Origin of the sequence: Lentzea aerocolonigenes, assembly GCF_000974445.1 — a bacterium.
Classification (GTDB): Bacteria; Actinomycetota; Actinomycetes; order Mycobacteriales; family Pseudonocardiaceae; genus Lentzea; species Lentzea aerocolonigenes.
Map to the genome: position 1 here is coordinate 41,341 of NZ_BBOJ01000015.1, position 26,071 is coordinate 67,411.

Below are 26,071 nucleotides of genomic sequence, written 5' to 3' on the forward strand. Positions count from 1 at the left end.
GCCTACGGCATGGGGCGTTCGGGATAGCCGAGCTCGATGGCGCTGACGTCGTCCAACGCCGCCCTGATCGCGGGCGGCAACGTGAGCTGTTCGGCTTCCAGCGACGCGATGAGCTGGTTCGTGTCCCGCGCACCGACGACGGGTGCGACGACTCCGGGCCGGTCCCGCACCCACGCCAGCGCCACGCACAACGGTGAGGTCCCGAGCCCGTCGGCCGCGGTCGCGACGGCCTGGACGATCCGGGCGGCGCGTTCGTTGCGGTGCTGTTCGACGTAGCCCGCGAAGTGCGGCGATGCGCCGCGGGAGTCGGGTGGGGTGCCGTTGCGGTACTTGCCGGTGAGGACGCCGCGGCCGAGTGGTGCCCAGGGCAGCAGGCCGAGGCCGTGGTGCAGGGCGGCGGGGGCGACTTCGCGTTCGATGCCGCGTTCGAGCAGTGAGTATTCGACCTGGGTGGAGATGAGGGGGAACGCGGAGGGCGTCAGGGCGGCGGTGGCGAGCTGCCAGCCGCTGTAGTTGGAGACGCCGGCGTAGCGGACCTTGCCGGAGGAGATGGCGTGGTCGAGGGCGGAGAGGGTTTCCTCGACGGGGACCGCGGCGTCCCAGGCGTGGAGTTGCCAGAGGTCGATGTGGTCGACGCCGATGCGGCGCAGTGATCCGTCGAGGGCGTGCAGGAGTGCGCCTCGGGAGGCGCCGCCGCCGAAGGGGCCTTCGGTGCGGCGGGCGACGGCTTTGGTGGCGATGACGAGTTCTTCGCGGGGGACGATTTCGCCGAGGAGGCCGCCGAGGATGCGTTCGGCTTCGCCGTCGGTGTAGACGTCGGCGGTGTCGATGAGGGTGCCGCCGGCGTCGGCGAAGGCCATGAGTTGGGTGGCGGCCTCGTCCGCGTCGGTGTCGCGGCCCCACGTCATCGTGCCCAGTGCGGTCCTGGAGACGCGGAGGCCGCTGCGGCCGAGGTATCGCTGTTCCACGTGCGCGATGCTAAGGGGTGATCATCGGCTGAGCCTGGCAATCGGTGTTACTGACCGGTAGGGTCTCGGCTCGTGAAGCTCGGATTGAACCTCGGATACTGGGGCGCCGGCAACGACGCCGCGAACCTTGAGCTGGCCAAAGAGGCCGACCGGCTCGGCTTTTCGGTGGTGTGGGCCGCGGAGGCCTACGGTTCCGACGCGCCGACGGTGCTCGCGTGGGTGGCCGCGCAGACCGAACGCATCGACGTCGGCAGCGCGATCTTCCAGATTCCGGCGCGGACGCCGGCGATGGCCGCGATGACGGCGGCGACGCTCGACACCCTGTCCGGCGGGCGGTTCCGCATGGGTCTGGGTGTGTCGGGTCCGCAGGTGTCGGAGGGCTGGCACGGTGTGCGGTTCGACAAGCCGCTGGGACGCACGCGTGAGTACGTGGAGGTCGTGCGGAAGGCGTTGTCGCGGGAGAAGCTGCGGTACGAGGGTGAGCACTACACGCTGCCGTTGCCGGATGGTCCGGGCAAGGCGTTGCAGCTGACGGTGCACCCGGTGCGGGAGCGGATTCCGATCTACCTGGCGTCGGTCGGTCCGAAGAACCTCGAGCTCACGGGTGAGATCGCGGACGGGTGGCTGGCGATCTTCTTCTCGCCGGAGTACTCGGAGGAGTCCCTTGCCAGCGTGAAGGCCGGTCGGGAGAAGGCCGGCAAGACGATGGACGGGTTCGACGTCGTTCCGACGGTGCCGTTGATCGTCGGTGACGACTGGAAGGCCTGCGCGGACCCGGTGCGTGCGTACACGGCTCTGTACGTGGGCGGCATGGGCAGCCGGAAGCAGAACTTCTACAACAACCTGATGGTGCGCATGGGTTTCCCGGCTCAGGCGGAGGAGATCCAGGAGAAGTACCTGGCGCGTGACTACGCCGGTGCGATGGCGGCGATCCCGCTGGAGTTCCTGGACGCGACGTCGCTGCTGGGGCCGAAGGAGCGCATAGCAGACAAGATGAAGGCGCTCGCTGCCGCGGGGGTCACCACGCTGTCCGTTTCGCCGATGCTGCAAGATCTGGAGCAGGGGATCGCGGGTCTTCGGACCGCGGCCGAAGCTCTGGATCTGGCAGGAGTGGGTAGTTGAGCTGGTTGCAGGCTCTGGTTCTCGGACTCGTCCAAGGACTGACGGAATTCCTGCCCATTTCTTCCTCGGCGCATCTTCGCATCACGTCGACGCTGTTCTTCGGCAACGATGCGGGTGCGTCGTTCACCGCGGTCATCCAGCTGGGGACCGAGGTGGCGGTGCTGATCTACTTCGCGAAGGACATCGGGCGGTTCGTGGCCGCCTGGTTCCGCGGGTTGTTCAGTGCCGCGGCGCGTCAGGAGAAGGACTACCGGCTGGCGTGGTACGTGATCATCGGTTCCGTGCCGATCTCGGTTCTGGGTTACCTGCTCAAGGACGAGATCCGGACGTCGGCGCGGAACCTGTGGATCACGGCGACGATGCTGGTGGTGTTCGGTCTGCTGCTCGGTCTGGCCGATCACCTGGCGAAGCACGAGCGTGACGAGCTGCGGATGAAGGACGCGATCGGGATGGGACTGGCGCAGGCGCTGGCGCTCATCCCGGGCGTGTCGCGGTCGGGTGGCACGCTGACGGCCGGTTTGTTCCTGGGGCTGACGCGTGAGGCGGCGGCGCGGTACTCGTTCCTGCTGGCGATTCCGGCGGTGTTCGGTGCGGGGTTGTTCTCCATTCCGGACGTGCTGGAGCGCTCGGGTGAGGGTGTGCAGGCGTCGATTCCGCAGATGATCGTGGCGACGCTGATCTCGTTCGTGGTGGGGTATGCCACGATCGCGTGGTTGTTGAAGTACGTCTCGAAGCACTCGTACTCGGCTTTCGTGTGGTACCGGCTGATGCTGGGTCTGGTGCTGATGGGGCTGCTGTCGATGGGTTTGCTGCAGCCGATCTAAGGTGGACGTTGTGGCCACGGTGATCCTGCTTCGACATGCGCGTTCGACCGCCAACGGTTCCGGTGTGCTCGCCGGGAGGTCGTTGGGTGTGGGGTTGGACGAGCGGGGGCAGGCTCAGGCCGCGGCGCTCGTCGGCCGGTTGCGGGACATCCCGATCAGTGCGGTGGTGTCGTCTCCGTTGCAGCGCTGTGAGGAGACGTTGGCGCCGTTGCTGGCGGATCGTGCTCTCGAGGCGGTCGCGGAGCCGGACGTGTCCGAAGTGGACTACGGGGCGTGGACCGGCAAGGCGTTGAAGGATCTGCTGAACGAGCCGTTGTGGGCGGTCGTTCAGCAGCACCCGTCGGCGGCGATCTTCCCCGACGGTGAGGGGCTGGCTTTTGTGCAGGCTCGTGCTGTTGCGGCGGTGCGGGCGCACGACGCGCGGATCACGGAGGAGCACGGGCCGGGTGCGGTGTGGGTGTTGTGCTCGCACGGTGATGTGATCAAGTCGGTTCTGGCGGATGCTTTGGGTGTGCACCTGGACGGGTTTCAGCGGATCGTCGTCGACCCGTGTTCGATCTCGGTGGTGCAGTACACGCAGACGCGGCCGTTCGTGTTGCGCGTCAACGACAACGGTGGTGATCTGACGGGCGTGGTGCCGAAGGCGCCGCCGCAGGAGGAGCCGTCGTCGGACGCTACCGTGGGCGGCGCGACCGGGACCTGAGGTAGCGCTGTTCGGGCACGCTCAGTGTCCGTTTCGCGGCCTTCTCGTATTCTTCTCTGGCTGCGTCGTGGTCTCCTCGCAGGTCGAGGAGGTGTGCTTTGACGGCGTGGACGCGGTGGTGGTCGAGGTCCAGTGTGGACAGTTCGTCCAGCGCCTGCTGCGGGCCGTGGACCATGGCGACGGCGACGATCCGGTTGAGCGAGACCATGGGGCCGGGTGCGATGGCCGTGAGGAGTTCGTAGAGGCCGAGGATCTCGTGCCAGTCGGTGTCGTCGGCGGTTTTGGCGTCGGCGTGGACGGCCGCGATGGCGGCTTGGAGCTGGTAGGGGCCGATCTGGGCGGTCTGCAGGGCTTTCTGGACGAGTTCGGTGCCTTCGGCGATGGCGGTGGTGTCCCACTTCTCCCGGTCCTGCTCGGCGAGCGGGATGAGGGCGCCGTGGGGGTCGGTGCGGGCGGGCCGGCGGGCGTCGGTGAGCAGCATCAACGCGAGCAGTCCCGCCAGTTCGCCGTCGTCGGGCCTGCGTTTGTGCAGCTGGCGGGTGAGACGGATGGCCTCGGCGGTGAGGTCGACGCGGACCAGGTCGTCGCCGGAGCTCGCGGTGGAGCCCTCGGTGAAGATCAGGTACAGCACGTGCAGGACGGCCGTGAGGTCCTTGGGTGCTCTGAACTTCGTGCCTTTGATCTTCTGCTTGGCGCGGCTGATGCGTTGCGCCACGGTGGCTTCGGGCACGAGGAACGCGCGTGCGATCTCCGCGGTGGTGAGGCCGCCGACCGCGCGCAGGGTGAGGGCGATCTGCGAGGCGGTGGTGAGCGACTCGTGGCAGCACAGGGCGAGGATGGTGAGCGTGTCGTCCTGCGCGGGCACCGGGTCCGCGGGCGGAGGGGTCAGTGCGACGACCTTGTCCTCGCGCTGACGGCGTGCCACGTCGGACCGGTACTGCTCGATCCACCTGCGGCTGGCTGCCGTGATGAGCCAGCCCTTGGGGTTGTCGGGCACTCCTTGCGCCGGCCACTGCTGGGCGGCGCCGAGGAGGGCTTCCTGCACGGCGTCCTCGCAGACGTCGAACTGGCCGTGCCGGCGCACGAGCACGCCGAGGACCTGCGGCGCCAGGTCGCGCAGCAGGCCCTCGATCCGCGGTGCGTCCGTCACATGTCGTCCAGCATCGACATGTCCCACACCGGCCGGACCTCGATGCCGTCGTTGTGCGCGTCGGGCAGTGTCGCCGCGTGGGCGATGACCTGGTCGATCGTGTCGGCCTCGACGAGGTAGAACCCGGCCAGGTACTCCTTGGCCTCGGCGAACGGCCCGTCGGTGATCACCACCTCGCCGTTGCGGATGCTCACGCCTTTACCGGTCTCGGGTCCGGGGAGGCCTTCGCTCGCGATCAGCTCCCCGGACGCGCGCAGCTTGTCGCTGAGGTCGTAGTGGGCCTGGCCGAACTGCATCTGCTGCTCGTCGGTCAGCTTCTCCCACGCGGCCCGCGACTTGGGGTTGCTGTAGATGAGGATCAGGTACTTCACTTCCGGCCTCCGCTGCTGGGCGTCGAAAAATCTTCTCACCGCCATGTCGAGACCGCGGGCCGTGCTTCGACATCGGTGTGTCAGTCGGTTGCGATGGAGGTTTCGGGATGACTCACACGCTGGTGCAGGACGAGGTGGAGATCCGGGCGTTGTTCACGGCGCTCGTGGAGGGCATGCGGGACCGTTCGCCGTCGCGTGTCGTCGGGCGGTACGCCGAGGACGCGGTGACGTTCACGCTGGCACCTCCGCTGCGCAACACCGGCCTGGACGCGCGGGATCCGGAGGCTCTCGCGGGGTGGATGGCGGGGTTCGACGGGCCGATCACGGTCGAGCACCGCGACCTGGAGGTCGCGGTGTCCGGTGACGTGGCGTTCGTGCACGGTCTGCAGCGGCTTGCGGCGGTGCCGGTGGGCTATCCGGAGGGGTTCTCCATGTGGACGCGCATGACCGTGGGGCTGCGACGGCGTGATGGGCGGTGGCTGGTGACGCACGAGCACCAGTCGGTGCCGTTCTACATGGACGGGTCGTTCCTGGCGGCGACCGACCTGGAGCCGTGAGTCAGCGCTGGACGTGGGGTGGGTAGTCGTCGAGCACGTAGAAGCGGCTGCCGTCCTTGCGGCCGGGCAGGTCCGTGTAGGTGAACGTTCCGTCGTTCCAGGTCACGCAGGTGATGACGTCGTTCTCGATGTAGACGTCGTAGAGGTAGGAGCCGCAGCCGGGGCAGTCCTCGCCGTAGCCTTCGGTGACGACCAGGCGGTGGCCTCGCTCGCCCCGGTTGTAGACGCCCCACTCCAGGGAGTCGCCGATCTCGAACTCCTGAAGGTTGCAGCCGCCGAAGTGGATCTGCACCTGGTTGTCGCCGACGTGACGGCAGCGCGGGCACTCCAGGCCGCGCACCGTGACCTGGCTCCACATGCCCATGGGCAGAGGGAACCAGGTGAGCGGCGTGTTCGCGACAGAGATGTGCCGAGGCCCGGACCGTGCAGGGGGTCGGTCCGGACCTCGGCGTCTTTGTGGCGGGCCTGCTACTTGACGTTCACCGCGGCCCAGGCCCGGTCGACCGCCGCGTACTCGGCGCTGCTCGCGCCGTAGAGGTCGGCCGTGGCGGCGAGGGTGCCGGTGCGGGCGGCGGCGTACTTGGTGCTGGAGGTGAACTTGGTGGTCAGCGCGCGGTACCAGATCTTCTCGGCCTTGGCGCGGCCGATGCCGGTGACGGGCTGGTTGTCGTAGGTGGGGGAGTCGTAGGCGACGCCGTTGATGGTCTTCTGGCCGCTGCCTTCGGACAGCAGGTAGAAGAAGTGGTTGGCGATGCCGGAGGAGTAGTGCACGTCGACGTTGCCCGCGCTGGAGGTCCAGTAGTCGAGGCTGCGGCCGTCCTTGGAGGGCTTGTCCATGTAGCGCAACGGCTTGCCGTCGCCACGGATGTTGATCTTCTCACCGATCAGGTAGTCGCCGGCGTCGGAGGCGTTCGCGGCGAAGAACTCGGTGGTGGAGCCGAAGATGTCGCTGGTGGCCTCGTTGAGGCCGCCGGACTCACCCGAGTACACCAGGCCGGCGGTGGCCGAGGTGACGCCGTGCGACATCTCGTGCGCTGCGACGTCGATCGAGGTCAGCGGGTTGCGGTTCTGCGCGCCGTCGCCGTAGGTCATGCAGGAGCAGGAGTCCGACCAGAAGGCGTTGACGTAGTTGTTGCCGTAGTGGACCTTGCTCAGCGCGCCCACGCCGTTGTTCTTGATGCCACTGCGGCCGTGGACGTTCTTGTAGTAGTCCCACGTCTGCGCGGCACCGAAGGCGGCGTCGACGCCCGCGGTGGCCTTGTCGGTGTAGGTGCCGTTGCCCCACTTGTTGTCGGCGTCGGTGAACAGGGTGCCCGTGCCGGAGCCGTTGTTGAGGTTGTTGACGGCCTGGTTGCCGCGTGCCGGGTCCTTGAGCTGGAACGTGCTGCCCGACTGGGTGGTGTTGAGCGCGACGGTGCCGGTGTAGGTGGACTGGCCGGTGCCCTCGACGTTGTGCACGTCGTCGTAGGACAGCAGCGTCTGACCGGTCTTCGCGTCGGTGAAGGTGTGCAGCTCGCTGGGCGTCTGGTCGTCCTTGACGCTGTGCTGGACGGTTTCCCACGCCAGCACGGGGGCGTGGTCGAGCGCGAACACGACGAGCGTGGCTCCGGCGGCCGCCGCGGTGGCGGGTGCGGTGGTGTCGAGGCCGGCGAGGGCGGCCTCGGACGCCTTGGTGACGCCGGTGAGCCGGCCTGCCTTCTGCGTGACGACGAGGTCGCCGCCGATGACCTTGAGGCCGTTGAGGGTCCGGTCGAAGCGGAGGTGGTGGGTGCCGTCGGCGTCGCGCACGACGTCACGTGGCACGAGCTGCTCGCCGCCGGACAGGCCGAGAGCGGAGGAGATCGTCCCCGCCTGCTCGGCCGCCGCGTGCAGAGCGTCAGCCTTGGCGAGCAACGGGTTCACCGGCTGCGGTGCCGCGTTGGCCCCCAGCGTGCCCGTGGTGACCAACGCCAGGGCGGTGGTGATGCCCAGGGTCGTGCGTTTCATGAACGCTCCTTGTTCCGGTGCAGGGAGTGATCGCCCGGCGTTACAGGGGTGCCGGGTCGATCACCGTGGAACATCCCGACCATCGTCGATGACCGGGCGTGGTGATCGTATTGCGCTCAGTGCATGGATCCAGCCACTCCCAAGATGCGAGATTGCTTCACAAATTGGGCAGCAGTGCTGGTCAGGAGACCGTCTTTTGTCCGGATGGTGGAACAAAAGAGCAGCTCAACCAGTGTGGAAACACGGCGGAAACTTTCGGGTTCGGCCGTGCGGACGGCGCAGTCCCCTGCTCCGGTTGGTGCAGCCCTACCGGAGGGGATCTTGTTTACAGTTAACCTCACGCCCTGAGACCTGAGTCACAAATTCACAGGCCCAAACGGGCGACCGCGTTGTCCTCGAGAGGGTTCGCCGTCCGGATGTAGCGGTGCACGGTGCGCGGGTTGGTCCACCGGCCCTGCCGCATGATCTCCCGGTCGCTCGCCCCGCCCAGCGCCGCCTGCGTCGCGAACCCCGCCCGCAGCGAATGCCCGCCGAACAACGCCGGATCCAGTCCCGCCTTGAGCGCGTACCGCTTCACCAGCTCCGCCACCGCACGCCCCGACATCGCCTTCGACCCGACGCCGCCGTGCCGGTTGATCACCGGGAACACCGCGCCCTGACGAGGTGGCTGGGCATAGGAGTGGCAGCGGTGCAGGCCTGTCTCGGTGACGTCCTTGCCGTCGAGCACGTCCGCCCAGTCCGCGAACGCGCACACCGGGCACGTCGGGCGACGACTCCCGCGCGGCAACACCACCGACTGCTGATGGCGGCCCGTCTGATCGGTCTTCGTCGTCCCCAGCCGAATCAACAACAACGGCTCGTGCGTGCGCGGATCCACGTCCACGCTCACGTCCTCGAACTCGATCTGCGCGAGCTCACTGCGCCGCAACGCCCCCGCGAAACCCACGAGCAGCAGCAACGCATCCCTCGCGCGTGCGGGCCCTTCCGCCGGACGTTCGTTGAGCAGAGCTTCGAGCGTGTCGAGCAACACCGGCCGTTTGCGCCTGGGCTGCGACTTGCGCGTGCGCCGGATACCTCTGAGCGTCAGCCGCACCACGTCACTGCGCGTCGGGCTCGGCAACCCGTTCGCCGCGTGCACCGCCGAGATCGCCGCCGACTTGCGTTCCAACGTCGAAGCCCCGAACGCCGGCGACCCGTCCTCCTTGACCGTGTCCGCCGCGGCCGCCAGGTACACCGCCACGTCCAGCGGATCCGCCGGCAGCGCCTGCCGCCCCTCGGCCTGACACCAGCCCGCCCACGCGATCCAGTCCGACCGGTACGCGCGCACGGTGTTCGGCGACTGCGCACTGCGCAGATATCCGCTCAACGACGCCGCCTGCTCGTCGTCGAACCGCTCCCGCACCCGCGCGAGCGCATCACCGTCGATCAGCACCGAGTGCGACACCCGCACCAGCGCGTGCGCGACGGGTTCAGGCAGGCTCACACCCGCGATCGTAGACCTCTGATCAACTCCGCGACCTCGCGCGGCGCGAACTCCAGCGCATCGATCCCCACGCTGATCTCGAAGCGGCACCGGCCCGGATCCGGGCTGGACCGCGCGTACAGGAACAACTTGATCCCCGTCTCCTCCAGCAGGTTCCGCGCAGCCCGTTCCGCCTCGAGCTTCGACAGAGGAACGTGCACGTGGAACAGGGGAGTGGCCGGTTCGGCAGGCGTCGTGTGCGCGAACCCGTCCTCGTTGATCGCCTCCGCCAGCGCCCGCGCGTGAGCCGCGAACTCCGCCATCCGCGGCAGGTTCTCGTCCATGCCCATCAACGCGATCGCCGCCAACGGCCACGCGTCCGCGATCGCACCACCCAGCCGCTGCCGCCACACCGCCGCGTGCCCGATCGTCTCCACGTCCCCGGCCAGCACCGCGCCCCGGACACCTTCGAGTCCTTTGTAGAGCGACACGTACACGGTGTCGAACAGCCCCGCGATCTCGTGCAGTGGCGCGTCGTACCCGGTCTGCGCCTCCCACAACCGCGCACCGTCGCAATGCGCCGCCGCCCCAGCTCGCTTCACCCATCCGGTTTGCGCTTGGAGCTCCTCCAACGTCGGCAGCTGCCCGCCGATGTCACGCTGCGGCAGCTCGATCACCACGGCAGCGAGCGGCTCATGCACGGCCTCGAGGTCTTTGAGCGTGAGCAGCGCGTTGTAGTCGCCCACCGCGTGGAACCTCAGGCCGTGCACGGCGCTGTACCCCTGGTTCTCCCACACCTGCAGATGCGTCTGCGGATGCCCGGCGAACGCGAACCTGCCGCGCCGCTCGGCATGCACCCTCAACGCCACCTGCTGGGCCATCGTCCCTGACGGGAAAACAACGCCTTCTGCTTGCCCAGCAGGTCCGCGACCCGTTGTTCCAACTCCCGCACCGGATCCTCGGGCGCGACTTCCGGGCCGACGCGTTCAGTGAGGCGCCGCAGGACCTCGTGAGGTGATCGGCGCGGGCCGGCGTGGCTCGTCAGAGAACGGCGAATCTCCATACATGGAGCCTAGCTATTGCAACTATGGTGCAATAGTGGGTTGGGGTGCCTTGTTGGTGGTCAGGCGGCCGCGCTCAGTCGCGCGTCCAACTCCTCCTCGTCCGCCACGAACCACAGCTGCCGCCCCTTGTTCGACTCGTACACGAAGTCCCGCAACGCCGTGCTCGCCCGCACGTGTGCGGCGATGTCCCCGACCACCGCCACCCGGAACCCGTACTGCTGCAGCTTCTGCACCACCGCGCCCGCCACGCGCGTGCGCAAGACGAAGAAGTCCTCGGTCAGCCGCTGCGTCGGCAACACCAACCACTGCACGTCCTGCCCCCACAACGTGCCGATCAAGTCCACAGCGGACTGCTCGTCGTGGATGGGCGGACCGTCGGGTGCGCACATGAGGACCGTCGCGCCGTGGCGCGTTTGCACAACATCAGACATGGCACCGGAACCTAGTGGCGGGGTGGGAGCGGTGTCGCTCGGAATTCGGGCGGTGGGCGGGGAGGGGCGCGGAACGCCGGGGTAGTCGCGGTGAGGCCATGTGGTGGCGGGAACGTGGTGGTGGCGGCGAGATCGTGGCGGTGAAGCTGTCGTGGTGAAGCGGTGGTGGGGCGGGAATGCGGTGGTGACGGCCGCGAGATGGTGGCGACGAGGCGAACGTGGCGAAGCGGTGGCCATAGTGGTGGGCATAGTGGTGGGCGGAGTGGTGAGGCGGAGTGGTGAGGCGATGCCGGCGGGCGGAGTTGGTGCGGAGTTGGGCGGTGGGCTCGATGCGTGGTCGCGTCATTGGGTCCTGCTGGCGAGGCCGTTTTCCGGTCACGGTCGCTCTTGGTCTCTGCGTCGCCGTGCCGCGAACATCGCCCGCCGCAGCCGGTGCCCTGGCCGCGGACATCCCTCGGCTGCAACCGTTGCCCTGGCCGATAACGTCGCACGGTCGTAACCGCCGCCCTGCCGCAGGTGATGTTCCGCCGCGGGTGTTGCCCTGCTGCGGGTGTTGCCCTGCCAAGGCGGTTGTCCTGTCGCGAATGCCCTGTCGGCCGCAGATGTCGTCCTGCCGAATTCCGGCGACCGGACCGGGCACCGCTTGATAGGGTCGCTCCACGCGATCAACCCGAGGAGGTGAGTCCCATCAACGCGGTCAACCCAGATGGGCGCTCCTCCACACTTCCGGCCTGACGCCTTCAGTCGCGCGTCGCCGCGGGAGCGCTCACAGCAGCCACCCGAAAGGCGATCGATCATGCGCTTTCTCTCCGAAACGACCACGAACGGCGTCACCGGACGCGACTTCATCCACGACGGCGTCCCCGGCGTCCTCTGGACCCCATCAGGCACCGACGCCCCCTCGCCACTCGTGCTGGGCGCGCACGGCGGTGGCCAGCACAAGCGAGCACCCCGGTCAGTCGATCACGCGGCGCGGTGCGCGGCGGCGGGCATGGCTGTCGTGACGCTCGACGCGCCTGCGCACGGCGAGCGGCCGCGGACCGCGGAGGACGAGCGGGCGGTCGCCGAGATCAGGGCGCGGGTCGCCGCGGGACAGGACGTCGGCGAGCTGGTCGCCGAGTACAACGCGAGTCTGGCGCGCCGAGCCGTTCCCGAGTGGCGGTCCGTGCTCGACGAGGTGCTGGAGCTGCCCGAGATCAGCAGCGGGGGCGGGGTCGGGTTCTGGGGGATGTCCATGGGCAGCGCGATCGGGATCGAGCTGGTCGCGGCCGAGCCCAGGGTGCTGGCCGCGGTGTTCGGGCTGGTGGGCAGGACCGAACAGCTGGCACGGGCTGCGGCGGGCGTGACTGTGCCGATGCGGTTTCTCCTGCAGTGGGACGACCAGCTGATCGCGCGTGAGGCCGGGCTGGCGATGTTCGACGCGTTCGCGTCGCGGGAGAAGACGTTGCACGCCAGCCCTGGTGGGCACGGGGATGTGCCTGAAGGCGAGATCGGCAGTGCGGTGGCCTTTCTCGCCGAGCGACTCGGTGTTGGGCGGCTTGGCACCGAGTGACTCCGAGGTAGAGCGGCTCGGGGTAGGGCGGCTCGGGTTGTGAGCGGGCGGCTCGGGGCAGGGCTGCTCGAGTTGTGAGCGGGCAGCTGGGCCGGTGTCGTTTACACGCCGGGTCCGTTTTACATGCCTGGTCTGGGCTGCCCGCCTGAGTCTGGTCTGCCTGTCGGGTCCGGGCTGCCCGCCTGGGAGCCGTGCTACGTGCGGGTGCCGTTTCTGGCTGTCGGTGCCGGTTTGGCTGCCGGCACCGGTCTGCGTTAGTGGCTGGAGTTGGTCGGGTTCGTGCATCGCTGATGGGCGTGCCCGGTAGTACGCCGTCGGGATCCCACGCCCGGCCCTCCTTGCCCGCAGCCCCGCGCTCCTCCTTCCTTGCGGAGGTGAGTTGATCAAGAATTCCGGACATCTACTAGACGGGCTCAGGCGTGGATTCGGACGGGATTCACTCATCCGGGTGGTGGCGGGGGCTGGGGAAAATCGCGGGCGGTGGGGTTTGGGGCTGGGTAGCGTCGGGCGCCATGCGTGATCTTGTTGCGTTGCCCAAGGCCCACCTGCACGTGCACCTGGAGAGCACTGTGTTGGCCGGCACGCTTGCCGAGCTTGCTGCCGAGCATGGTGTTGATGTGCCGGTGCACGACGGGGGGTTTGCAGGGTTTGCGCCGTTTGCCGCGCACAACGGGGCCGTGCGGGACTGCCTGCGGCGAGCCGAGGACTTCAGCCGGATCGCTTACGAGTTCTGCGCCGAGGAAGCAGCGCAGGGGACTCGCTATGCCGAGGTCACGTTCACCGCGGCAGCGCACGGGGAACGGCTCGGGGATCCGGACATGCCGCTCGAGGCGGTGTTGTCCGGGCTCGCCGCAGGGCAGGCCGCCCACGGCATTGAATGCCGTGTGATCGTGGACCACCCCAGGAAGCGGTCGGTTGAACGGTTCGAGGCCTCGCTCCGGCTTGCGCTGGCGCACCCTCAGGTCGTGGCCATCGGGATGGCCGGTGCTGAGGATCATTCGCTGGCTCCCTTTGCCGGTGTGTTCCGGGCCGCGCGGGAGGCCGGGGTCGGGCTCGTGCACCACGCGGGGGAGTCCTGCGGGGCGGCGAGTGTCGCCGAGGCCGTTACCGTCGGGCTCGCTGATCGGATCGGGCACGGGTTCCGCGCGCTTGAGGATCCGGAAGTCCTGAAGCTGCTGCGGGACCGCGCCATACCGCTCGAGGTGTGCCCTTCGTCCAACGTCGCGCTGGGACTGGTCGAATCCGTCTCCTCTCATCCGCTGCCACTGCTCGTCGACGCCGGGCTGATCGTGACACTCAGCACCGACATCCCCTCTTCGACCGGCGCCACGCTCACCAGCGAGTACCGGCTCCTGCGCGACGTCCTCGGCTTCGACGACGACGCTCTCGCGCGCATCGCCACCAACGCCGTCGACGCCTCCTTCGCGCCCGTGGACACGAAGACCTCGCTGCGTCAGGACATCGCTGCCTGGCGCGCCGGTTCGTGAGCCGGGATCGCGGTGCCTCGAACGCGGTCTTCACACACGAAGACCGTGCCGTGTTGAGGCGCCACGGTCTCGTACGCCCGTAGTCACAGACCGCCTCGCTCGGTGGCGGGAGCCGATCCAGGCGCTACCGCAACCTGGGCGGGCCGAGGCCTCGGGGTGCCGGCTTGATCGCTCCGCGTGGAGGCATCCGTGACCAGGAAGATCGACGAATGACTCCGGACCGCCTGGGTGGACACGACCGCCGCTGACGTGGCGTGTTCCACGACGGCCTTGCGGCGGGACGTCGACGAGGCGCACCTGCTCCTCACCACGGGACCGCCCGATCACGGACCGCCCGAACACGGATGCCATGTGAGACAACGTCTGCGAGGCCTTCTGGCCGGTGTCTGCCGCTCGTGTGTGCCACTACCGGCATGCTGCGGGTGCGTGAACGCAGCCATGGGTTCCGGGGTCCGGCGATGCGGCGGCGCTGGCGGGTCAGGACATCGCCACCTCCCGCGACGGCTCGTAGCACACGAGGCCGTGTCGCTCGGCCAGCAGCGCCACCAGGTCCAGCACCTGGCGACGGGCCGGCCACACCACGTGCACGATCACCGCGTCGATCCCCACCGTCAGGGCTTCGTCCCACGACACCGGCGACGACGGGTCCGGCGAGGTCTGCCGCAGTTCCCGCACGAACGCCGCCACCGCCGGCTCGAAGGCGCCCAGCGGGGACGCGCGCAGCTCGGCGTAGCGGGCTGCCGCTTCCGCCGACGACGCCGGGCCGGGCGCCCGCCACACCACCACGTCGACACCGACGTCCATCACGCCACCTTTCCGAACAACGTGCCCAACCGCGGAATCCGCGCCGAGATCTCCGCCGGATCCGCGAAGTCCCACTGCTCGCCCGGCGGCTCCGGTGACGCGAGCAACTCCAGGCCGCGTGAGGCCAGCTCCGCGTCCAGGTCGCCGTCGAACGCCTCGGCCGCCACGTGGTCGAGGCCCTCCCAGTCCGGCCAGTCGTCGTCCGCCCACGCGTGGACGCCGCCGCGTGAGGCCAGCAGCCGCACGCGGGGCAGCGACGCCAGCTCGTCCGGCGAGGCCGCCACCGCCTCGAACACCTCCCGGCCCTGGCCGACCAGCCACGCCTGGAAGTAGAAGAACCCGTCGTCCGAGCACAGGCCGCCGCAGATCACGTACGCCGCCTGCCAGTGCGCCCACGTGTCGACCCGACGTCGCACCTCGTCGAGCCGCACCGCGAACTCCACCACCTCGGCACGAGGCAGCGCGGCCAGCGCGGCCGTCAGCCGCTCCAGCCGATCGTCCTGGTCGCGAGCCTCCACCGCGGAGGACTCCACCAGGGCCCAGAACGCGTTCAGGTCCATGCCGAGCACGCTAGCGAGGGGGTCTGACAATTTTTGGTGCCTCCGGATCCGCGCTGGTCAGGCCGCCTCTGACAGGCCGGTCGCGAGCTCCCACAGCCTCGGTAACCGCACCGCGGCCTCCAGCGGGGAGTCCAGCTCCCACACCGGACCCGTGAACGGGCCCGCGTCCGTCACCGGCACGTGCCCCAGGGCCGTCAGGGCCTCGCGAAGCGACTGCCCGGTCGCCGTGAAGAACGCGTCGTGCGGCACCCGGTCCAGCCCTTCCCACAACGGCCACGCCGCGTCCGGCCACGACTGGGCGCCGACCGCCAGCAACGTCCGCACCGCCGGCACCTCCGCCAGTGCGTCCGGACACGCCGACACCGACGCCAGCACCGACCTGCCCAGCCCGACCAGCCACGACTGGAACGCGAAGAACCGTTCCGCGGAACACAACCCGTCGCACAACACATAAGCCGCGTGCCAGTGCGAGAACGTGTTCACACGACCACGTGAGGCCGACAACAAAGTCTCGAACCCGCAAATGTCGCCAGGCGGCAGCAACGCGAGCCGCGACGTCAGCCAATCGCGACGTTCGCGCTGGTCAGAGGTAACGGAAGCCGACTGGTCGAGCAGTCCCCAGAAGACGTCGAGATCCATGCCGGTGACGTTATCGAGAGGGTCTGACAATTCTCGGCGTCCACCGATCGGACCATTTCCGGACAACGCCCGCAATCATCGAACCCAGCGGCCCGCGGCACCGGAGCCGGAGCAGCCGCGAGGCGTCCGGTGTGTCTGCGCCGCCACGCCGGGGAGGAGGCCTGACGGTTATTGACGCGAACCGGACCGGGCACCCTGACTATCCTTGAGCGCAAATGGACACCCCGCTCGCTGAACTGCACAAACGCCTGCCCGAGCTCATGCCGCGTGATCAACGCCGGCTCGCCAGGCGCCTCGACGGCGTACGCAAGGTCAAAGACCCCCTGGCGCGCCGCAAGATCACCGAGGAGATCGCCGCCCAGATCGACGAGGCCGCGCTCACCGTCGCGCTGCGCAGGGAGTCCGTTCCCAAGATCACCTATCCGCCAGAGCTCCCGGTCAGCCAGCACAAGGACGACATCAAAGAGCTCATCGCGAACCACCAGGTCGTGATCGTCGCCGGCGAGACCGGCTCCGGCAAGACCACCCAGCTGCCCAAGATCTGCCTGGAGCTCGGCCGCGGCATCACCGGCCAGATCGGCCACACCCAGCCGCGCCGCATCGCCGCCCGCACCGTCGCCGAACGCGTCGCCGAGGAACTCGGCACCAAGCTCGGTGACGCCGTCGGTTACAAGGTCCGCTTCACCGACCAGTCCGGCGACGACACCCTCGTCAAGCTCATGACCGACGGCATCCTGCTCGCCGAGATCCAGACCGACAGGACGCTGAGCCGCTACGACACGATCATCATCGACGAGGCCCACGAACGCAGCCTCAACGTCGACTTCCTGCTCGGCTACCTCAAGCAACTCCTGCCTCGCCGCCCCGACCTCAAGATCGTCATCACCTCCGCCACGATCGACCCGCAGCGCTTCAGCCAGCACTTCGGCGACGCCCCGATCATCGAGGTCTCCGGCCGCACCTACCCCGTCGAGACCCGCTACCGGCCGCTGGAGGAGGACGACGACCAGACCCAGGGCATCATCAACGCCGTCCACGAACTGCAGGCAGAGGGCCCCGGTGACGTCCTGGTCTTCCTGTCCGGCGAACGCGAGATCCGCGACACCGCCGACGCCCTCAAACAGGAGGACCTGCGCAACACCGAGATCCTCCCGCTCTACGCACGACTGTCCGTCGGCGAACAGCACCGCGTCTTCCAACGGCACACGGGCAGAAGGATCGTCCTGGCGACCAACGTCGCCGAGACCAGCCTCACCGTGCCGGGCATCAAGTACGTCATCGACCCCGGCAACGCCCGCATCTCCCGCTACAGCCACCGCCTCAAGGTCCAGCGCCTGCCGATCGAACCGATCAGCCAGGCGAGCGCCAACCAGCGCAAGGGCCGCTGCGGCCGCGTCAGCGAAGGCATCTGCATCCGCCTGTACTCCGAAGAGGACTTCGAGGCGCGCCCCGAGTTCACCGACGCGGAGATCCTGCGCACCAACCTCGCCAGCGTCATCCTGCAGATGACCGCCATCGGTCTCGGCGACGTCGCGAAGTTCCCGTTCATCGACCCGCCCGACTCGCGCAACATCAACGACGGCATCGGCCTGCTGCAGGAGCTCGGCGCCATCAACGCCGCCCAGAAGGGAGCGGGGGAGCAGAAGCTCACCCCGACCGGCCGCAAGCTCGCCCAGCTGCCCGTCGACCCCCGCCTGGGCCGCATGGTCCTGGAAGCCGACACCACCGGCTGCCTCAAAGAAGTCATGATCATCGCGGCCGCGCTGTCCATTCAGGACCCGCGCGAACGGCCCGCCGACCACCAAGAGGCCGCCACCCAGCAGCATGCGAGGTTCGTGGACAAGGAGTCGGACTTCGTCACGTTCCTCAACCTCTGGCAGTACCTCAAGGAGCAGCAGAAGGCGCTCAGCGGCAACCAGTTCCGCAAGCTGTGCAAGAACGAGTTCCTCAACTACCTGCGCGTGCGCGAATGGCAGGACATCTACCTGCAGCTGCGTCAGGTCGCCAAGCAGCTCGGCATGCACCTCGACGACCAGCCCGGCGACCCCCGCAACATCCACATCGCGCTGCTGTCGGGTCTGCTCAGCCACATCGGCGTCAAGGACGTCCTCAAGAAGCAGGCGCCAGGCGAGAAACGCCGTCCCATGACGGAGTTCCTCGGCGCCCGCAACGCCAGGTTCGCGATCTTCCCCGGTTCCGCGCTCGCGAAGAAGCCGCCGCAGTGGGTCATGGCCGCCGAGCTCGTCGAGACCAGCCGCCTGTGGGGCCGCATCGTCGCCAAGATCGAACCCGAATGGGCGGAACGGCTCGGCGAACACGTCGTCAAACGCCAGTACTCCGAGCCGCACTGGGAGACCAAACGCGGCAGCGTCGTCGCCCTGGAGAAGGTGACGCTCTACGGCGTGCCGATCGTCGCCGGCCGCAAGGTCAACTACGGCCGCATCGACCCGGAACTGTCACGGGAGCTGTTCATCCGCCACGCCCTCGTGCAGGGGGAGTGGACCACCCACCACAAGTTCTTCCACACCAACCGCGCCCTGCTCGAGGAGGTCGAGGAGCTCGAGAACAGGGCACGGCGGCGCGACATCGTCGTCGACGAGGAGACGCTGTTCGAGTTCTACGACCAGCGCGTCGGCGCCGAGGTCGTGTCCGCGCGGCACTTCGACTCGTGGTGGAAGAAGCAGAAGGACCGCAACCAGCTCACCTTCACCAAGGACATGCTGGTCAACGACCGCGCCGACGTCAGCCCCGACGCCTATCCCGACCAGTGGCGCCAGGGCGAGCTCACGCTGCCGCTGAGCTACCACTTCGAACCGGGCACCAAGAACGACGGCGTGACCGTCCAACTGCCGCTGCCCGCGCTCACCACGCTCGACGACGACGCGTTCTCCTGGCAGATCCCCGGCCTGCGCCACGACCTCGTCGTCGCGCTCATCCGGTCACTGCCCAAGCAGATCCGCCGCAACTTCGTGCCCGTGCCCGACGTCGCCACCGCCGTCCTCGCGCGCATCAAGCCCGCGGAAACCAGCCTGCTCAACGGCATCGAACGCGAACTCAAAGCACTGACCGGTGTCACCGTGCACCGCGACGACTGGCAGTTCGACGCCGTCCCGGACCACCTCAAGCTCACCTTCCAGGTCGTCGACGAGGACAACCGCACCCTCGCCGAGGGCAAGGACATCGCCGCGCTGAAGGAGAAACTGCGCGACGAGGTCCGCGAGTCGCTGAGCCAGGCCGCCGGCCACCTGGAACAAACCGGGCTGACGACCTGGGACTTCGACAGCCTCCCGAAGACGATCGAGCAACGGCAGTCCGGCATCACCGTCACCGCCTACCCCTCACTCGTCGACCAGGGCAACGCCGTCGCCGTCAAGGTCCTCGACACCCCCGGCCGCCAGACCTACGCCCACCGCCGCGGCGTGCGGAGGCTGCTGCTGCTCGGCATCAACTCACCCGTCAAGCACCTGCAGCGCCACCTCGACAACGCCGCCAAGCTCGCCCTGACCCGCAACCCGCACGGCGGCGTCGCGAACCTGCTGTCGGACTGCATCACCGCCGCGGTCGACCGGTTGATGGGCGAACCCGCGTGGGACGCCAAGTCCTATGCGGCGCAACTGAAGAAGGTCCAGGCCGCGCTCAACGACACCACGTGGGTCGTCGTCCAGGAGGTCCGCAAGGTCCTGGAAGCCGCGCACGAGGCCGAACTCAAGCTCAACGGCCTCAAGGGGGCGCCGGACTCGGTCGCGGACATCCGCGCTCACCTCAACTCGCTGGTGTACAAGGGATTCGTGACGAAGACCGGGTACGACCGGTTGCCGGACCTCGTGCGGTACCTCAAGGGCATCGCACGGCGCGTCGAGAAGCTGCCGGAGAACCCGCGCCGCGACCTGGAGTGGACGCAGAAGGTTCACCAGGTGCACGCCGAGTACCGGGAGCTGCGGGCGCAGACACCGGCCGACGAACCCGCGCCGGAACTGGACGAGATCCGGTGGATGATCGAGGAACTGCGGCTGTCGTACTTCGCGCAGACCATCGGGACCCGGTACACCGTGAGCGACAAGCGCATCTACAAGGCGCTCGACGCCGTGCCCTTGTAGGCCGAGGCGCGCGCGTCACGGACGCGCAACCGCCACCGGCGTCTCCAGGACGGCCGGTGGCGGTAGGTGAAAGGAAACCAGGTCAGGCGGCCTCTGGCGGCTCCATCGCGCCGGTCATGATCGCCACCGCGTCCGACATCGTCACCGACTTCGGGTCCACCACGGCCTTGCGGCGTCCCAGGCGCTGGATGTGGATGCGGTCCGCGACCTCGAACACGTGCGGCATGTTGTGGCTGATCAGGATCACCGGCAGGCCCCGGTCCCGCACCTGCAGGATCAGGTCCAGCACCGCCCGCGACTCCCGCACGCCCAGGGCGGCGGTCGGCTCGTCCATGATCACCACACGGCTGCCGAACGCCGCCGCGCGCGCCACCGCCACGGCCTGGCGCTGGCCACCCGACAGGGTCTCCACGGCCTGGCCCGGGTTCTGGATCGTCATGATCCCCAGCGCGTCGAGCTGGCGGCGCGCCTCCTCCCGCATGCCTGCGCGGTCGAGCATGCGGAACACCGAACCCAGCACACCCGGACGACGGCGTTCGCGGCCCAGGAACAGGTTCGCCGCGATGTCCAGCGACGGCGACACCGCCAGCGACTGGTGCACCGTCTCGATCCCGGCCTTGCGGGCGTCCAGCGGCGTCGAGAACGACACCTCGGAACCGTCGACGAAGATCGTGCCCTCGTCCGGCACGACCGCCCCGGACAGGGCCTTGATCAGCGACGACTTGCCCGCGCCGTTGTCGCCGATCACCGCGAGGATCTCGCCAGGCATCAGCTCCAGGTCCGCGCCCGCCAGCGCGGTCACCTTGCCGTAGCGCTTCACCAGACCCGTGGCCTGCAACACCGGTGTGGTCATGGCTTGACCTTCCTGATCCACTGGTCCAGCGACACCGCCACGATGATCAGCACACCGACGGCCATCGTCTGCCACAGCACGTCCACGCCCGCCAGCGCCAGGCCGTTGCGGAACACGCCGACGATCAACGCGCCCAGCAGCGACCCCACGATCGCGCCGCGGCCACCGAACAGCGACGTCCCGCCGATCACCACAGCCGTGATCGAGTCCAGGTTGTCCAGCTGCCCGGCCTGCGGCGACGCCGAGGCGATCCGGCCGATCAACGTCCACGCCGCCAGCGCGTACACCAGCCCGGCGACCGCGTACACGCTCAGCAGCACCCGCGCGGTGCGGATACCGGACAGGCGCGAGGCCTCGGCGTCGTCACCGGTCGCGTAGACGTGCCGGCCCCACGCGGTGTTCTTCAGCACGAACGCCGTCAGCGCCACCAGCACCACGAGCATGATCGAGCCGTAGGTGATGCGCGTGCCGCCGATGTTGAGCGTCTGACCGGTCCACAGCAGCAGCGACGGCATGTCCGTGCCGCGGATCGTCGCGCTGCCCGAGTACCAGAGGTTCAACGCGAAGAACACGTTGAGCGTGCCGAGCGTGACGATGAACGGCGGCAGCTTCAACCGGGTCACCAGCAGGCCGTTGAGCAACCCGCACAGCGTCCCGACCAGGAAACCCAGCAGCAGCGCGGGCAGCCCCGGCAGGCCGGTCTCCGCCGCGACCTTCGCCATCACGATCGACGTCAGCACCATGATCGCGCCGCACGACAGGTCGATGCCCGCCGTGAGGATCACGATCGTCTGCCCGACCGCGAGCGTCCCCACCACCGCGACCTGCTGCAGGATCAACGAGATGTTGCCCGGCGTCAGGAACCGTGACGACAGCAGCGCGAACACGATCACCGCCACCAGCAGCACCACCGCGGGCCCGATCGTGGCCTGGGCGTGCAGCAGGTGCTGAAGACGCGTGAGCACCGAACGGTCGCGTTGCTCCGGCAACGGGGCCGGCGGCCGGGTAGCCGTTGTCGTCATGGCTCAGCCCCAGCAGTTCTGCAGGCCGTACGCCGAGTCCTTCGACTCGACACCGTCGGCCGGCTGGTCGGTGATCAGCGTGACGCCCGTGTCGGTGTTCTGCGGCTTCGAGCCGTCCTTGGCGAACTTCGCCACCGCCTCCACACCCAGCTGCGCCATCTTCAGCGGGTACTGCTGCGACGTCGCGCCGATCACGCCCGCCTTGACGTTGTTCACGCCGGGGCAGCCGCCGTCGACCGACACGATCACGACGTCCTTCTCCTTGCCCGCCGCCTTCAACGCCTCGTACGCACCGGCGGCCGCGGGCTCGTTGATCGTGTAGACCAGGTTGACGCCGGGGTCCTTCTGCAGCAGGTTCTCCATCGCCGTGCGGCCACCCTCGGGCGCGCCGTCGGTCACGTCGTGGCCCACGATCCGCGGATCCGACTCGTCACCGATCTTGTTCTTGTCCTTCACGTCGACGCCGAAGCCCTCCAGGAACCCCTGGTCGCGCTGCACGTCCACCGACACCTGGTTCGCGTTGAGGTCCAGCAGCGCGATCTTGGCCTGCTTGCCGTCCTTGGCGAACTTCGCCTTCGCCCACTGCCCGATCAGCAGCCCCGCCTTGTAGTTGTCGGTCGCGAACGTCGCGTCCGCCGCGGTCGCCGGCTCCAGCTGCGTGTCCAGCGCGATCACCAGCAGGCCCGCCGCCCGCGCCTTGTCCACCGACGGCACGATCGCCTTCGAGTCGCTCGGCGTGATCAGGATGCCCTTGGCGCCCGAGGCGATCAGGTTCTCGATCGCGTCCACCTGCGTCTGGTTGTCGCCGTCCTGCTTGCCCGCGAACGACTGCACCGTCACACCCGAGGACGACGCCGCCTTCTGCGCGCCCTCCTTCATCTTCACGAAGAACGGGTTGGTGTCGGTCTTGGTCACCAATCCGACCAGCGTGGCACCGCCGCCTGACGACCCGCCGTTCCCGCAAGCCGCCGCAGCCAGCGTCAGCAACGCCGCCGCCGTCAGACCGAACGCTCTGCGCGACATGACTCCTCCTACGTCAACGTTGACGTAACCGGCCGCCGTGGAGAGCTGGTGGTGAAGTGGGCGCGGTTACGCAGGTACTCAAACCAAGTGCTGCGGGAACCCCTGGTCGAACCAGCCCGTTCGAACCGGGAGCGGACAAACCGGGGATTCCATTACGTCATCGTTGACGCTAGCTTTCCAGCAGAAGACACGACAAGCGGGCGTTACGCAAGCGTTACCCGGGGTGGGCAGACATGGATCAAGCAGGAGCAAGACGCGAACCCACGATGCGCGACGTCGCAGCACTCGCGAAGGTCAGCACCAAGACCGTCTCGCGCGTCATCAACGGGCTGCCCGGCGCCGGACAGGAAGTGGTCGACCGCGTCCGCGCCGCCGCCCGCACCCTCGGCTACCGGCCCAACCTCGCCGCCAGCGGGCTGCGCCGGTCCGACAAGCGCAGCGCCACCATCGGCGTGCTGTTCGAGGACCTGTCCAACCCGTTCGACTCCGCCCTGCTGCGCGCCGTCGAGGACCGCGCACGTCAAGGCGGCGTGCTCGTGCTGGCCGGCAGCAGCGAAGACGACCGCGCCCTGCAGGGCGAGCTCCTCGGGTCACTGGCCGCGCGCCGCGTCGACGGCGTCGTCGTCATGGCCGCCGGCGGCCACCAGGACGCCCTGCAACAGGAACGCGAACGCGGCACCCCGATGGTGCTCGTCGACCGCCCGCCCACCTTCGGCGGCACCGACTGCGTGACCACCACCAACCGCGACAGCTCCCGCGAAGCCGTCCTGCAGCTCGCCGCGCTCGGCCACCGCGACATCGCGTTCCTCGGCGACCGCCGCACCCTGTGGACCAGCCAGGAGCGCTACACCGGCTACCTCGAAGGCCTCGCCCAGGCCGGTCTCACCCTGCGCGAGGAGCTCGTGCGCACCGACCTGCACGGCGCCGACCTCGCCGAGACCGCCACCACCGCGCTGCTCGACCTCGACAAGCCGCCCACGGCGCTGTTCACCGCCCAGAACCTCGTCACCGTCGGCTCCATGCGCGTGCTGCGCGCCCGCGGCCTGCAACGCAGCGTCGCGCTCATCGGCTTCGACGACTTCCCGCTCGCCGACATGCTCGAACCCGGCATCACCGTCGTGCGCCAGGACGTCCCCGGCATCGGCCGCAAAGCCGCCGAGCTCATCTTCGCCCGCATCGACGGCGACACCTCACCGCCCGTGCACGCCGTCGTCCCCGCCTCGCTCGTGCGCCGCGGGTCCGGCGAGATCTCACCGCACTGACAGCACCGCGTCGATGACCTGCGGGCCGCAGCACAGCACCTCGTCGTTGTGGTCCGCGCCCGCGACCTCGACCAGCTTCGCCCGCGCCGCGGCCGCCACCTCGCGGCTCTGCGCGGGCGGCACCACCGAGTCCGACGTGCCCAGCACCACGACGGTCGAAACGTCCACACCGGACAACCGCTCCACCACGGGGTACTTGTCCTGCAACAACATCTTCACCGGCAGCCACGGGTAGTGGTGCGACCCGGCCGCCGCCAGCGACGTGAACGGCGACCGCAGCACCATCCCGACCGGCGCCCGATGGGTCGCCAGCTCCACCGCCACCGCCGCGCCCAGCGACTCACCGAAGTAGATCACCGGGCCGTCGATCAGATCCAGCGCCGCCCGCGCGTCGTAGGTCAAGCCCTCCTCCGTGGGCTTACCGGGGTTGTCGCCGTAACCGCGGTAGTCGAACAGCAGCACCGACAACCCGCGCTCGGTCAACGCGCGCGCCAACGGTGCCCGCCCGGCCCGGTTGCCGCCGTTGCCGGGGAACACGATCACCGTCGCGGGCGCGTCCGGCACCTCGAAGTGCCACCCGTCCAGCAGCAGACCGTCCGCCGTCACCAGCCGCACGTCGCGCCCACCGGGCAGAACCTCCTCCGCGGACGGCAGCGGACCGGGGGAGGGGAAGTAGACCAGCTTGCGCTGAAAGGCGAAGACCACGGCGATGATGGTGGCAACCACCACCGCCGCGATCCAAATCGCCCTGCGCATCAGCCCATCATGAGGGTTGGCAGCGCCCGGTCAGGCAGCGCCCGGTCAGGCCGCGGTGAACCGGCGCGGCAGCAGCAACGCCGCGGCCGTGGCGCCCACCAGCAGCACCACCGCCACCCCCAGCCCTGCCCGCAGCCCCACGACCCCGAACACCGCCACCGCGAGCGCGCCGCCCGTCTGCCGGAACGAGTTCAGCACCCCCGCCGCCATGCCCGCCCGGTCCGCGGCGACCTCACCCATCAGCACCGCGGTCAGCGACGGAACCACCAGGCCCAGGCCGAACCCGATCGGGACGAGCAGCGCGGCGATCACCGGCCGTGCCGTCGTCCCGTCCACCCACAACAACCCGACCAGCGCCGCCGCGCACACGACCGGGCCCACCGCGATCGGCACCCGCGGGCCGAACCGGGCCGCCACCCGCGCCGACACCAGGTTCGCCGCGGCGATCACCGCGGTCATCGGCAGGAACACCAGCCCCGCCGCCATCGCCGAGAGGCCCAGCACGTCGTGGAAGTACAGGCTCAGCACGAACACCAGCCCGTAGAACGCGGCGTTCACCACGAAACCGATCACCACCGACACCGTCACCGTGCGCGACCGGAACAGGCCCAGCGGCACCAGCGGCGCCGCCACCCGCGCCTCGACCAGCACGAACGCGAACGCCGCCACCGCGGCCACGCCCAGCATCACCGGGTCCGCGCCGTGGATCACCCCGAACGTCAGCGCCGCCAGCGCCACGACCGCGGTCACCTGGCCCAGCGGGTCCAGCGGCCGGACCAGCCGCGGCGACCGCGGCGTGCGGGCCAGCACCACCAGCGTCACGACACCCACCGGCAGGTTGATCAGGAAGATCGCCCGCCAGCCCAGCGTGCCCGTCAGCACCCCGCCGACGACCGGGCCGCAGGCGATCGCGAGCGCGCCGCCGACCGTCCACAGCGCGATCGCCCGCGCCCGGTCCGCGGCGTCCGGGAACGCCTGCCGCACCAGGGCCAGCGACGACGGCAGCATCACCGCCGCCGCGCCGCCCTGCAGCAGCCGCGCGCCGATCAGCTCGGCCAGTCCCGGCGCGAGCCCGCACGCCGCCGAGGCGAAGGTGAAGACCGCGGTACCGGCACCGAACGCACGGCTCGCCCCGACGCGGTCCGACAGTGCGCCCGCGGACAGCAGCAGCGCCGCGAACATCAACAGGTAGGCGTCCACGATCCACTGCAGCGCCGCCGTGCTGCCGCCGAACTCGCGCCCGATGCGCGGCAGCGCGACGTTCATCGCCATCGAGTCGAGGTTGAGCAGGAAGATCCCCAGGAACGCGGTCGCCAGGACCAGCTTCGGTCCCGCCGTCCGCTGGGGTGCTGCGAGAGTCATCACCTCACCAAGGCTG

Annotated in this window: 25 protein-coding genes; 8 read left to right on the top strand and 17 right to left on the bottom strand. The window is 69.1% G+C overall.

From position 1 onward, the window contains the following. Window positions 1-2 precede the first annotated feature (2 nt). A complete protein-coding gene (locus AOM45_RS27905) occupies window positions 3-968 on the bottom strand; it encodes an aldo/keto reductase (RefSeq protein WP_030465940.1) in 966 nt (321 codons plus the stop codon). Between the two features lie 72 nt (window positions 969-1,040). Here AOM45_RS27905 and AOM45_RS27910 point away from each other — a divergent pair, with 72 nt between their 5' ends. The 3 genes from AOM45_RS27910 to AOM45_RS27920 are packed head-to-tail and all read left to right on the top strand — an operon-like array spanning window position 1,041 to window position 3,617. Further along, entirely contained in the window at window positions 1,041-2,090 is a 1,050-nt protein-coding gene (locus tag AOM45_RS27910) for an LLM class F420-dependent oxidoreductase (RefSeq protein ID WP_030465941.1), read from the top strand. Beyond that, window positions 2,087-2,914, top strand: a complete 828-nt coding sequence (locus tag AOM45_RS27915; RefSeq protein WP_030465942.1) for an undecaprenyl-diphosphate phosphatase — start codon at window positions 2,087-2,089, stop codon at window positions 2,912-2,914. The genes AOM45_RS27910 and AOM45_RS27915 overlap by 4 nt, the downstream gene beginning before the upstream one ends. Window positions 2,915-2,924: 10 nt before the next feature. Then, window positions 2,925-3,617 (top strand): histidine phosphatase family protein, encoded by a 693-nt coding sequence (locus AOM45_RS27920; protein WP_030465943.1) that lies wholly within the window; start codon window positions 2,925-2,927, stop codon window positions 3,615-3,617. Here AOM45_RS27920 and AOM45_RS27925 read toward each other — a convergent pair. Continuing rightward, complete coding sequence (locus AOM45_RS27925; protein ID WP_030465944.1) at window positions 3,589-4,767, bottom strand: RNA polymerase sigma factor; 1,179 nt, start codon at window positions 4,765-4,767, stop codon at window positions 3,589-3,591. The two genes, AOM45_RS27920 and AOM45_RS27925, sit on opposite strands and share 29 nt — an antisense overlap. Further along, window positions 4,764-5,138 carry a YciI family protein gene (locus tag AOM45_RS27930; protein WP_030465945.1) on the bottom strand — a complete coding sequence of 125 codons (375 nt, stop codon included), beginning with the start codon at window positions 5,136-5,138 and terminating at the stop codon, window positions 4,764-4,766. The genes AOM45_RS27925 and AOM45_RS27930 overlap by 4 nt, the downstream gene beginning before the upstream one ends. Before the next feature lie 107 nt (window positions 5,139-5,245). Here AOM45_RS27930 and AOM45_RS27935 point away from each other — a divergent pair, with 107 nt between their 5' ends. After that, window positions 5,246-5,695, top strand: coding sequence for a YybH family protein (locus AOM45_RS27935; protein ID WP_030465946.1), 450 nt, complete (start codon window positions 5,246-5,248; stop codon window positions 5,693-5,695). 1 nt (window position 5,696) lies between these two features. On the opposite strand, the gene AOM45_RS27940 is transcribed toward AOM45_RS27935, so the two are convergent. The 6 genes from AOM45_RS27940 to AOM45_RS27960 all read right to left on the bottom strand — a co-directional run bounded on the left by AOM45_RS27940 (window position 5,697) and on the right by AOM45_RS27960 (window position 10,638). Then, window positions 5,697-6,059: a hypothetical protein gene (locus AOM45_RS27940; protein WP_030465947.1), complete on the bottom strand. Its 363-nt coding sequence runs from the start codon at window positions 6,057-6,059 to the stop codon at window positions 5,697-5,699. A gap of 104 nt (window positions 6,060-6,163) precedes the next feature. After that, window positions 6,164-7,681 carry a M4 family metallopeptidase gene (locus tag AOM45_RS27945; protein ID WP_030465948.1) on the bottom strand — a complete coding sequence of 506 codons (1,518 nt, stop codon included), beginning with the start codon at window positions 7,679-7,681 and terminating at the stop codon, window positions 6,164-6,166. A 364-nt stretch (window positions 7,682-8,045) separates the two neighbouring features. Further along, window positions 8,046-9,164, bottom strand: a complete 1,119-nt coding sequence (locus AOM45_RS27950) for a site-specific integrase (protein WP_236703855.1) — start codon at window positions 9,162-9,164, stop codon at window positions 8,046-8,048. Further along, window positions 9,161-10,024 (bottom strand): threonine aldolase family protein, encoded by an 864-nt coding sequence (locus tag AOM45_RS52455; protein ID WP_236703856.1) that lies wholly within the window; start codon window positions 10,022-10,024, stop codon window positions 9,161-9,163. Before AOM45_RS52455 ends, AOM45_RS27950 begins: the two co-directional genes overlap by 4 nt. Further along, on the bottom strand, window positions 10,003-10,206 hold the full coding sequence (locus AOM45_RS53055; protein WP_169792645.1) for a hypothetical protein: 204 nt from the start codon (window positions 10,204-10,206) through the stop codon (window positions 10,003-10,005). The genes AOM45_RS52455 and AOM45_RS53055 overlap by 22 nt, the downstream gene beginning before the upstream one ends. A 60-nt stretch (window positions 10,207-10,266) precedes the next feature. Next, entirely contained in the window at window positions 10,267-10,638 is a 372-nt protein-coding gene (locus AOM45_RS27960; protein ID WP_030465950.1) for a DUF4180 domain-containing protein, read from the bottom strand. A gap of 796 nt (window positions 10,639-11,434) precedes the next feature. Between AOM45_RS27960 and AOM45_RS27965 the strand changes: the two genes are divergently transcribed. Both AOM45_RS27965 and add read left to right on the top strand, forming a co-directional pair. Continuing rightward, window positions 11,435-12,190 carry a dienelactone hydrolase family protein gene (locus tag AOM45_RS27965; protein WP_030465951.1) on the top strand — a complete coding sequence of 252 codons (756 nt, stop codon included), beginning with the start codon at window positions 11,435-11,437 and terminating at the stop codon, window positions 12,188-12,190. A 512-nt stretch (window positions 12,191-12,702) separates the two neighbouring features. Then, a complete protein-coding gene (add, locus tag AOM45_RS27970) occupies window positions 12,703-13,677 on the top strand; it encodes an adenosine deaminase (protein WP_030465952.1) in 975 nt (324 codons plus the stop codon). A gap of 477 nt (window positions 13,678-14,154) precedes the next feature. On the opposite strand, the gene AOM45_RS27975 is transcribed toward add, so the two are convergent. The 3 genes from AOM45_RS27975 to AOM45_RS27985 are packed head-to-tail and all read right to left on the bottom strand — an operon-like array spanning window position 14,155 to window position 15,680. After that, entirely contained in the window at window positions 14,155-14,481 is a 327-nt protein-coding gene (locus tag AOM45_RS27975) for a type 1 periplasmic-binding domain-containing protein (protein WP_030465953.1), read from the bottom strand. Then, entirely contained in the window at window positions 14,481-15,041 is a 561-nt protein-coding gene (locus AOM45_RS27980) for a DUF4240 domain-containing protein (protein ID WP_030465954.1), read from the bottom strand. The genes AOM45_RS27975 and AOM45_RS27980 overlap by 1 nt, the downstream gene beginning before the upstream one ends. A 57-nt stretch (window positions 15,042-15,098) precedes the next feature. Further along, complete coding sequence (locus AOM45_RS27985) at window positions 15,099-15,680, bottom strand: DUF4240 domain-containing protein (RefSeq protein WP_051782888.1); 582 nt, start codon at window positions 15,678-15,680, stop codon at window positions 15,099-15,101. A gap of 215 nt (window positions 15,681-15,895) precedes the next feature. Between AOM45_RS27985 and hrpA the strand changes: the two genes are divergently transcribed. After that, entirely contained in the window at window positions 15,896-19,777 is a 3,882-nt protein-coding gene (gene hrpA / locus AOM45_RS27990; protein ID WP_030465956.1) for an ATP-dependent RNA helicase HrpA, read from the top strand. An 82-nt stretch (window positions 19,778-19,859) separates the two neighbouring features. On the opposite strand, the gene AOM45_RS27995 is transcribed toward hrpA, so the two are convergent. Genes AOM45_RS27995 through AOM45_RS28005 form a run of 3 tightly spaced genes read right to left on the bottom strand, consistent with a single transcriptional unit; the run spans window position 19,860 to window position 22,675 of the window. Beyond that, window positions 19,860-20,630 carry an ATP-binding cassette domain-containing protein gene (locus tag AOM45_RS27995; protein WP_030465957.1) on the bottom strand — a complete coding sequence of 257 codons (771 nt, stop codon included), beginning with the start codon at window positions 20,628-20,630 and terminating at the stop codon, window positions 19,860-19,862. After that, window positions 20,627-21,652: an ABC transporter permease gene (locus AOM45_RS28000; protein ID WP_030465958.1), complete on the bottom strand. Its 1,026-nt coding sequence runs from the start codon at window positions 21,650-21,652 to the stop codon at window positions 20,627-20,629. The genes AOM45_RS27995 and AOM45_RS28000 overlap by 4 nt, the downstream gene beginning before the upstream one ends. A gap of 3 nt (window positions 21,653-21,655) precedes the next feature. Further along, window positions 21,656-22,675 (bottom strand): sugar ABC transporter substrate-binding protein, encoded by a 1,020-nt coding sequence (locus AOM45_RS28005; protein ID WP_030465959.1) that lies wholly within the window; start codon window positions 22,673-22,675, stop codon window positions 21,656-21,658. 233 nt (window positions 22,676-22,908) lie between these two features. On the opposite strand from AOM45_RS28005, the gene AOM45_RS28010 reads away from it, so the two are divergent. Then, window positions 22,909-23,937 carry a LacI family DNA-binding transcriptional regulator gene (locus AOM45_RS28010; RefSeq protein WP_030465960.1) on the top strand — a complete coding sequence of 343 codons (1,029 nt, stop codon included), beginning with the start codon at window positions 22,909-22,911 and terminating at the stop codon, window positions 23,935-23,937. On the opposite strand, the gene AOM45_RS28015 is transcribed toward AOM45_RS28010, so the two are convergent. Beyond that, a complete protein-coding gene (locus tag AOM45_RS28015; RefSeq protein ID WP_030465961.1) occupies window positions 23,926-24,693 on the bottom strand; it encodes an alpha/beta hydrolase in 768 nt (255 codons plus the stop codon). The two genes, AOM45_RS28010 and AOM45_RS28015, sit on opposite strands and share 12 nt — an antisense overlap. Window positions 24,694-24,738: 45 nt before the next feature. Continuing rightward, complete coding sequence (locus AOM45_RS28020; protein ID WP_030465962.1) at window positions 24,739-26,055, bottom strand: MFS transporter; 1,317 nt, start codon at window positions 26,053-26,055, stop codon at window positions 24,739-24,741. Window positions 26,056-26,071 lie beyond the last annotated feature (16 nt).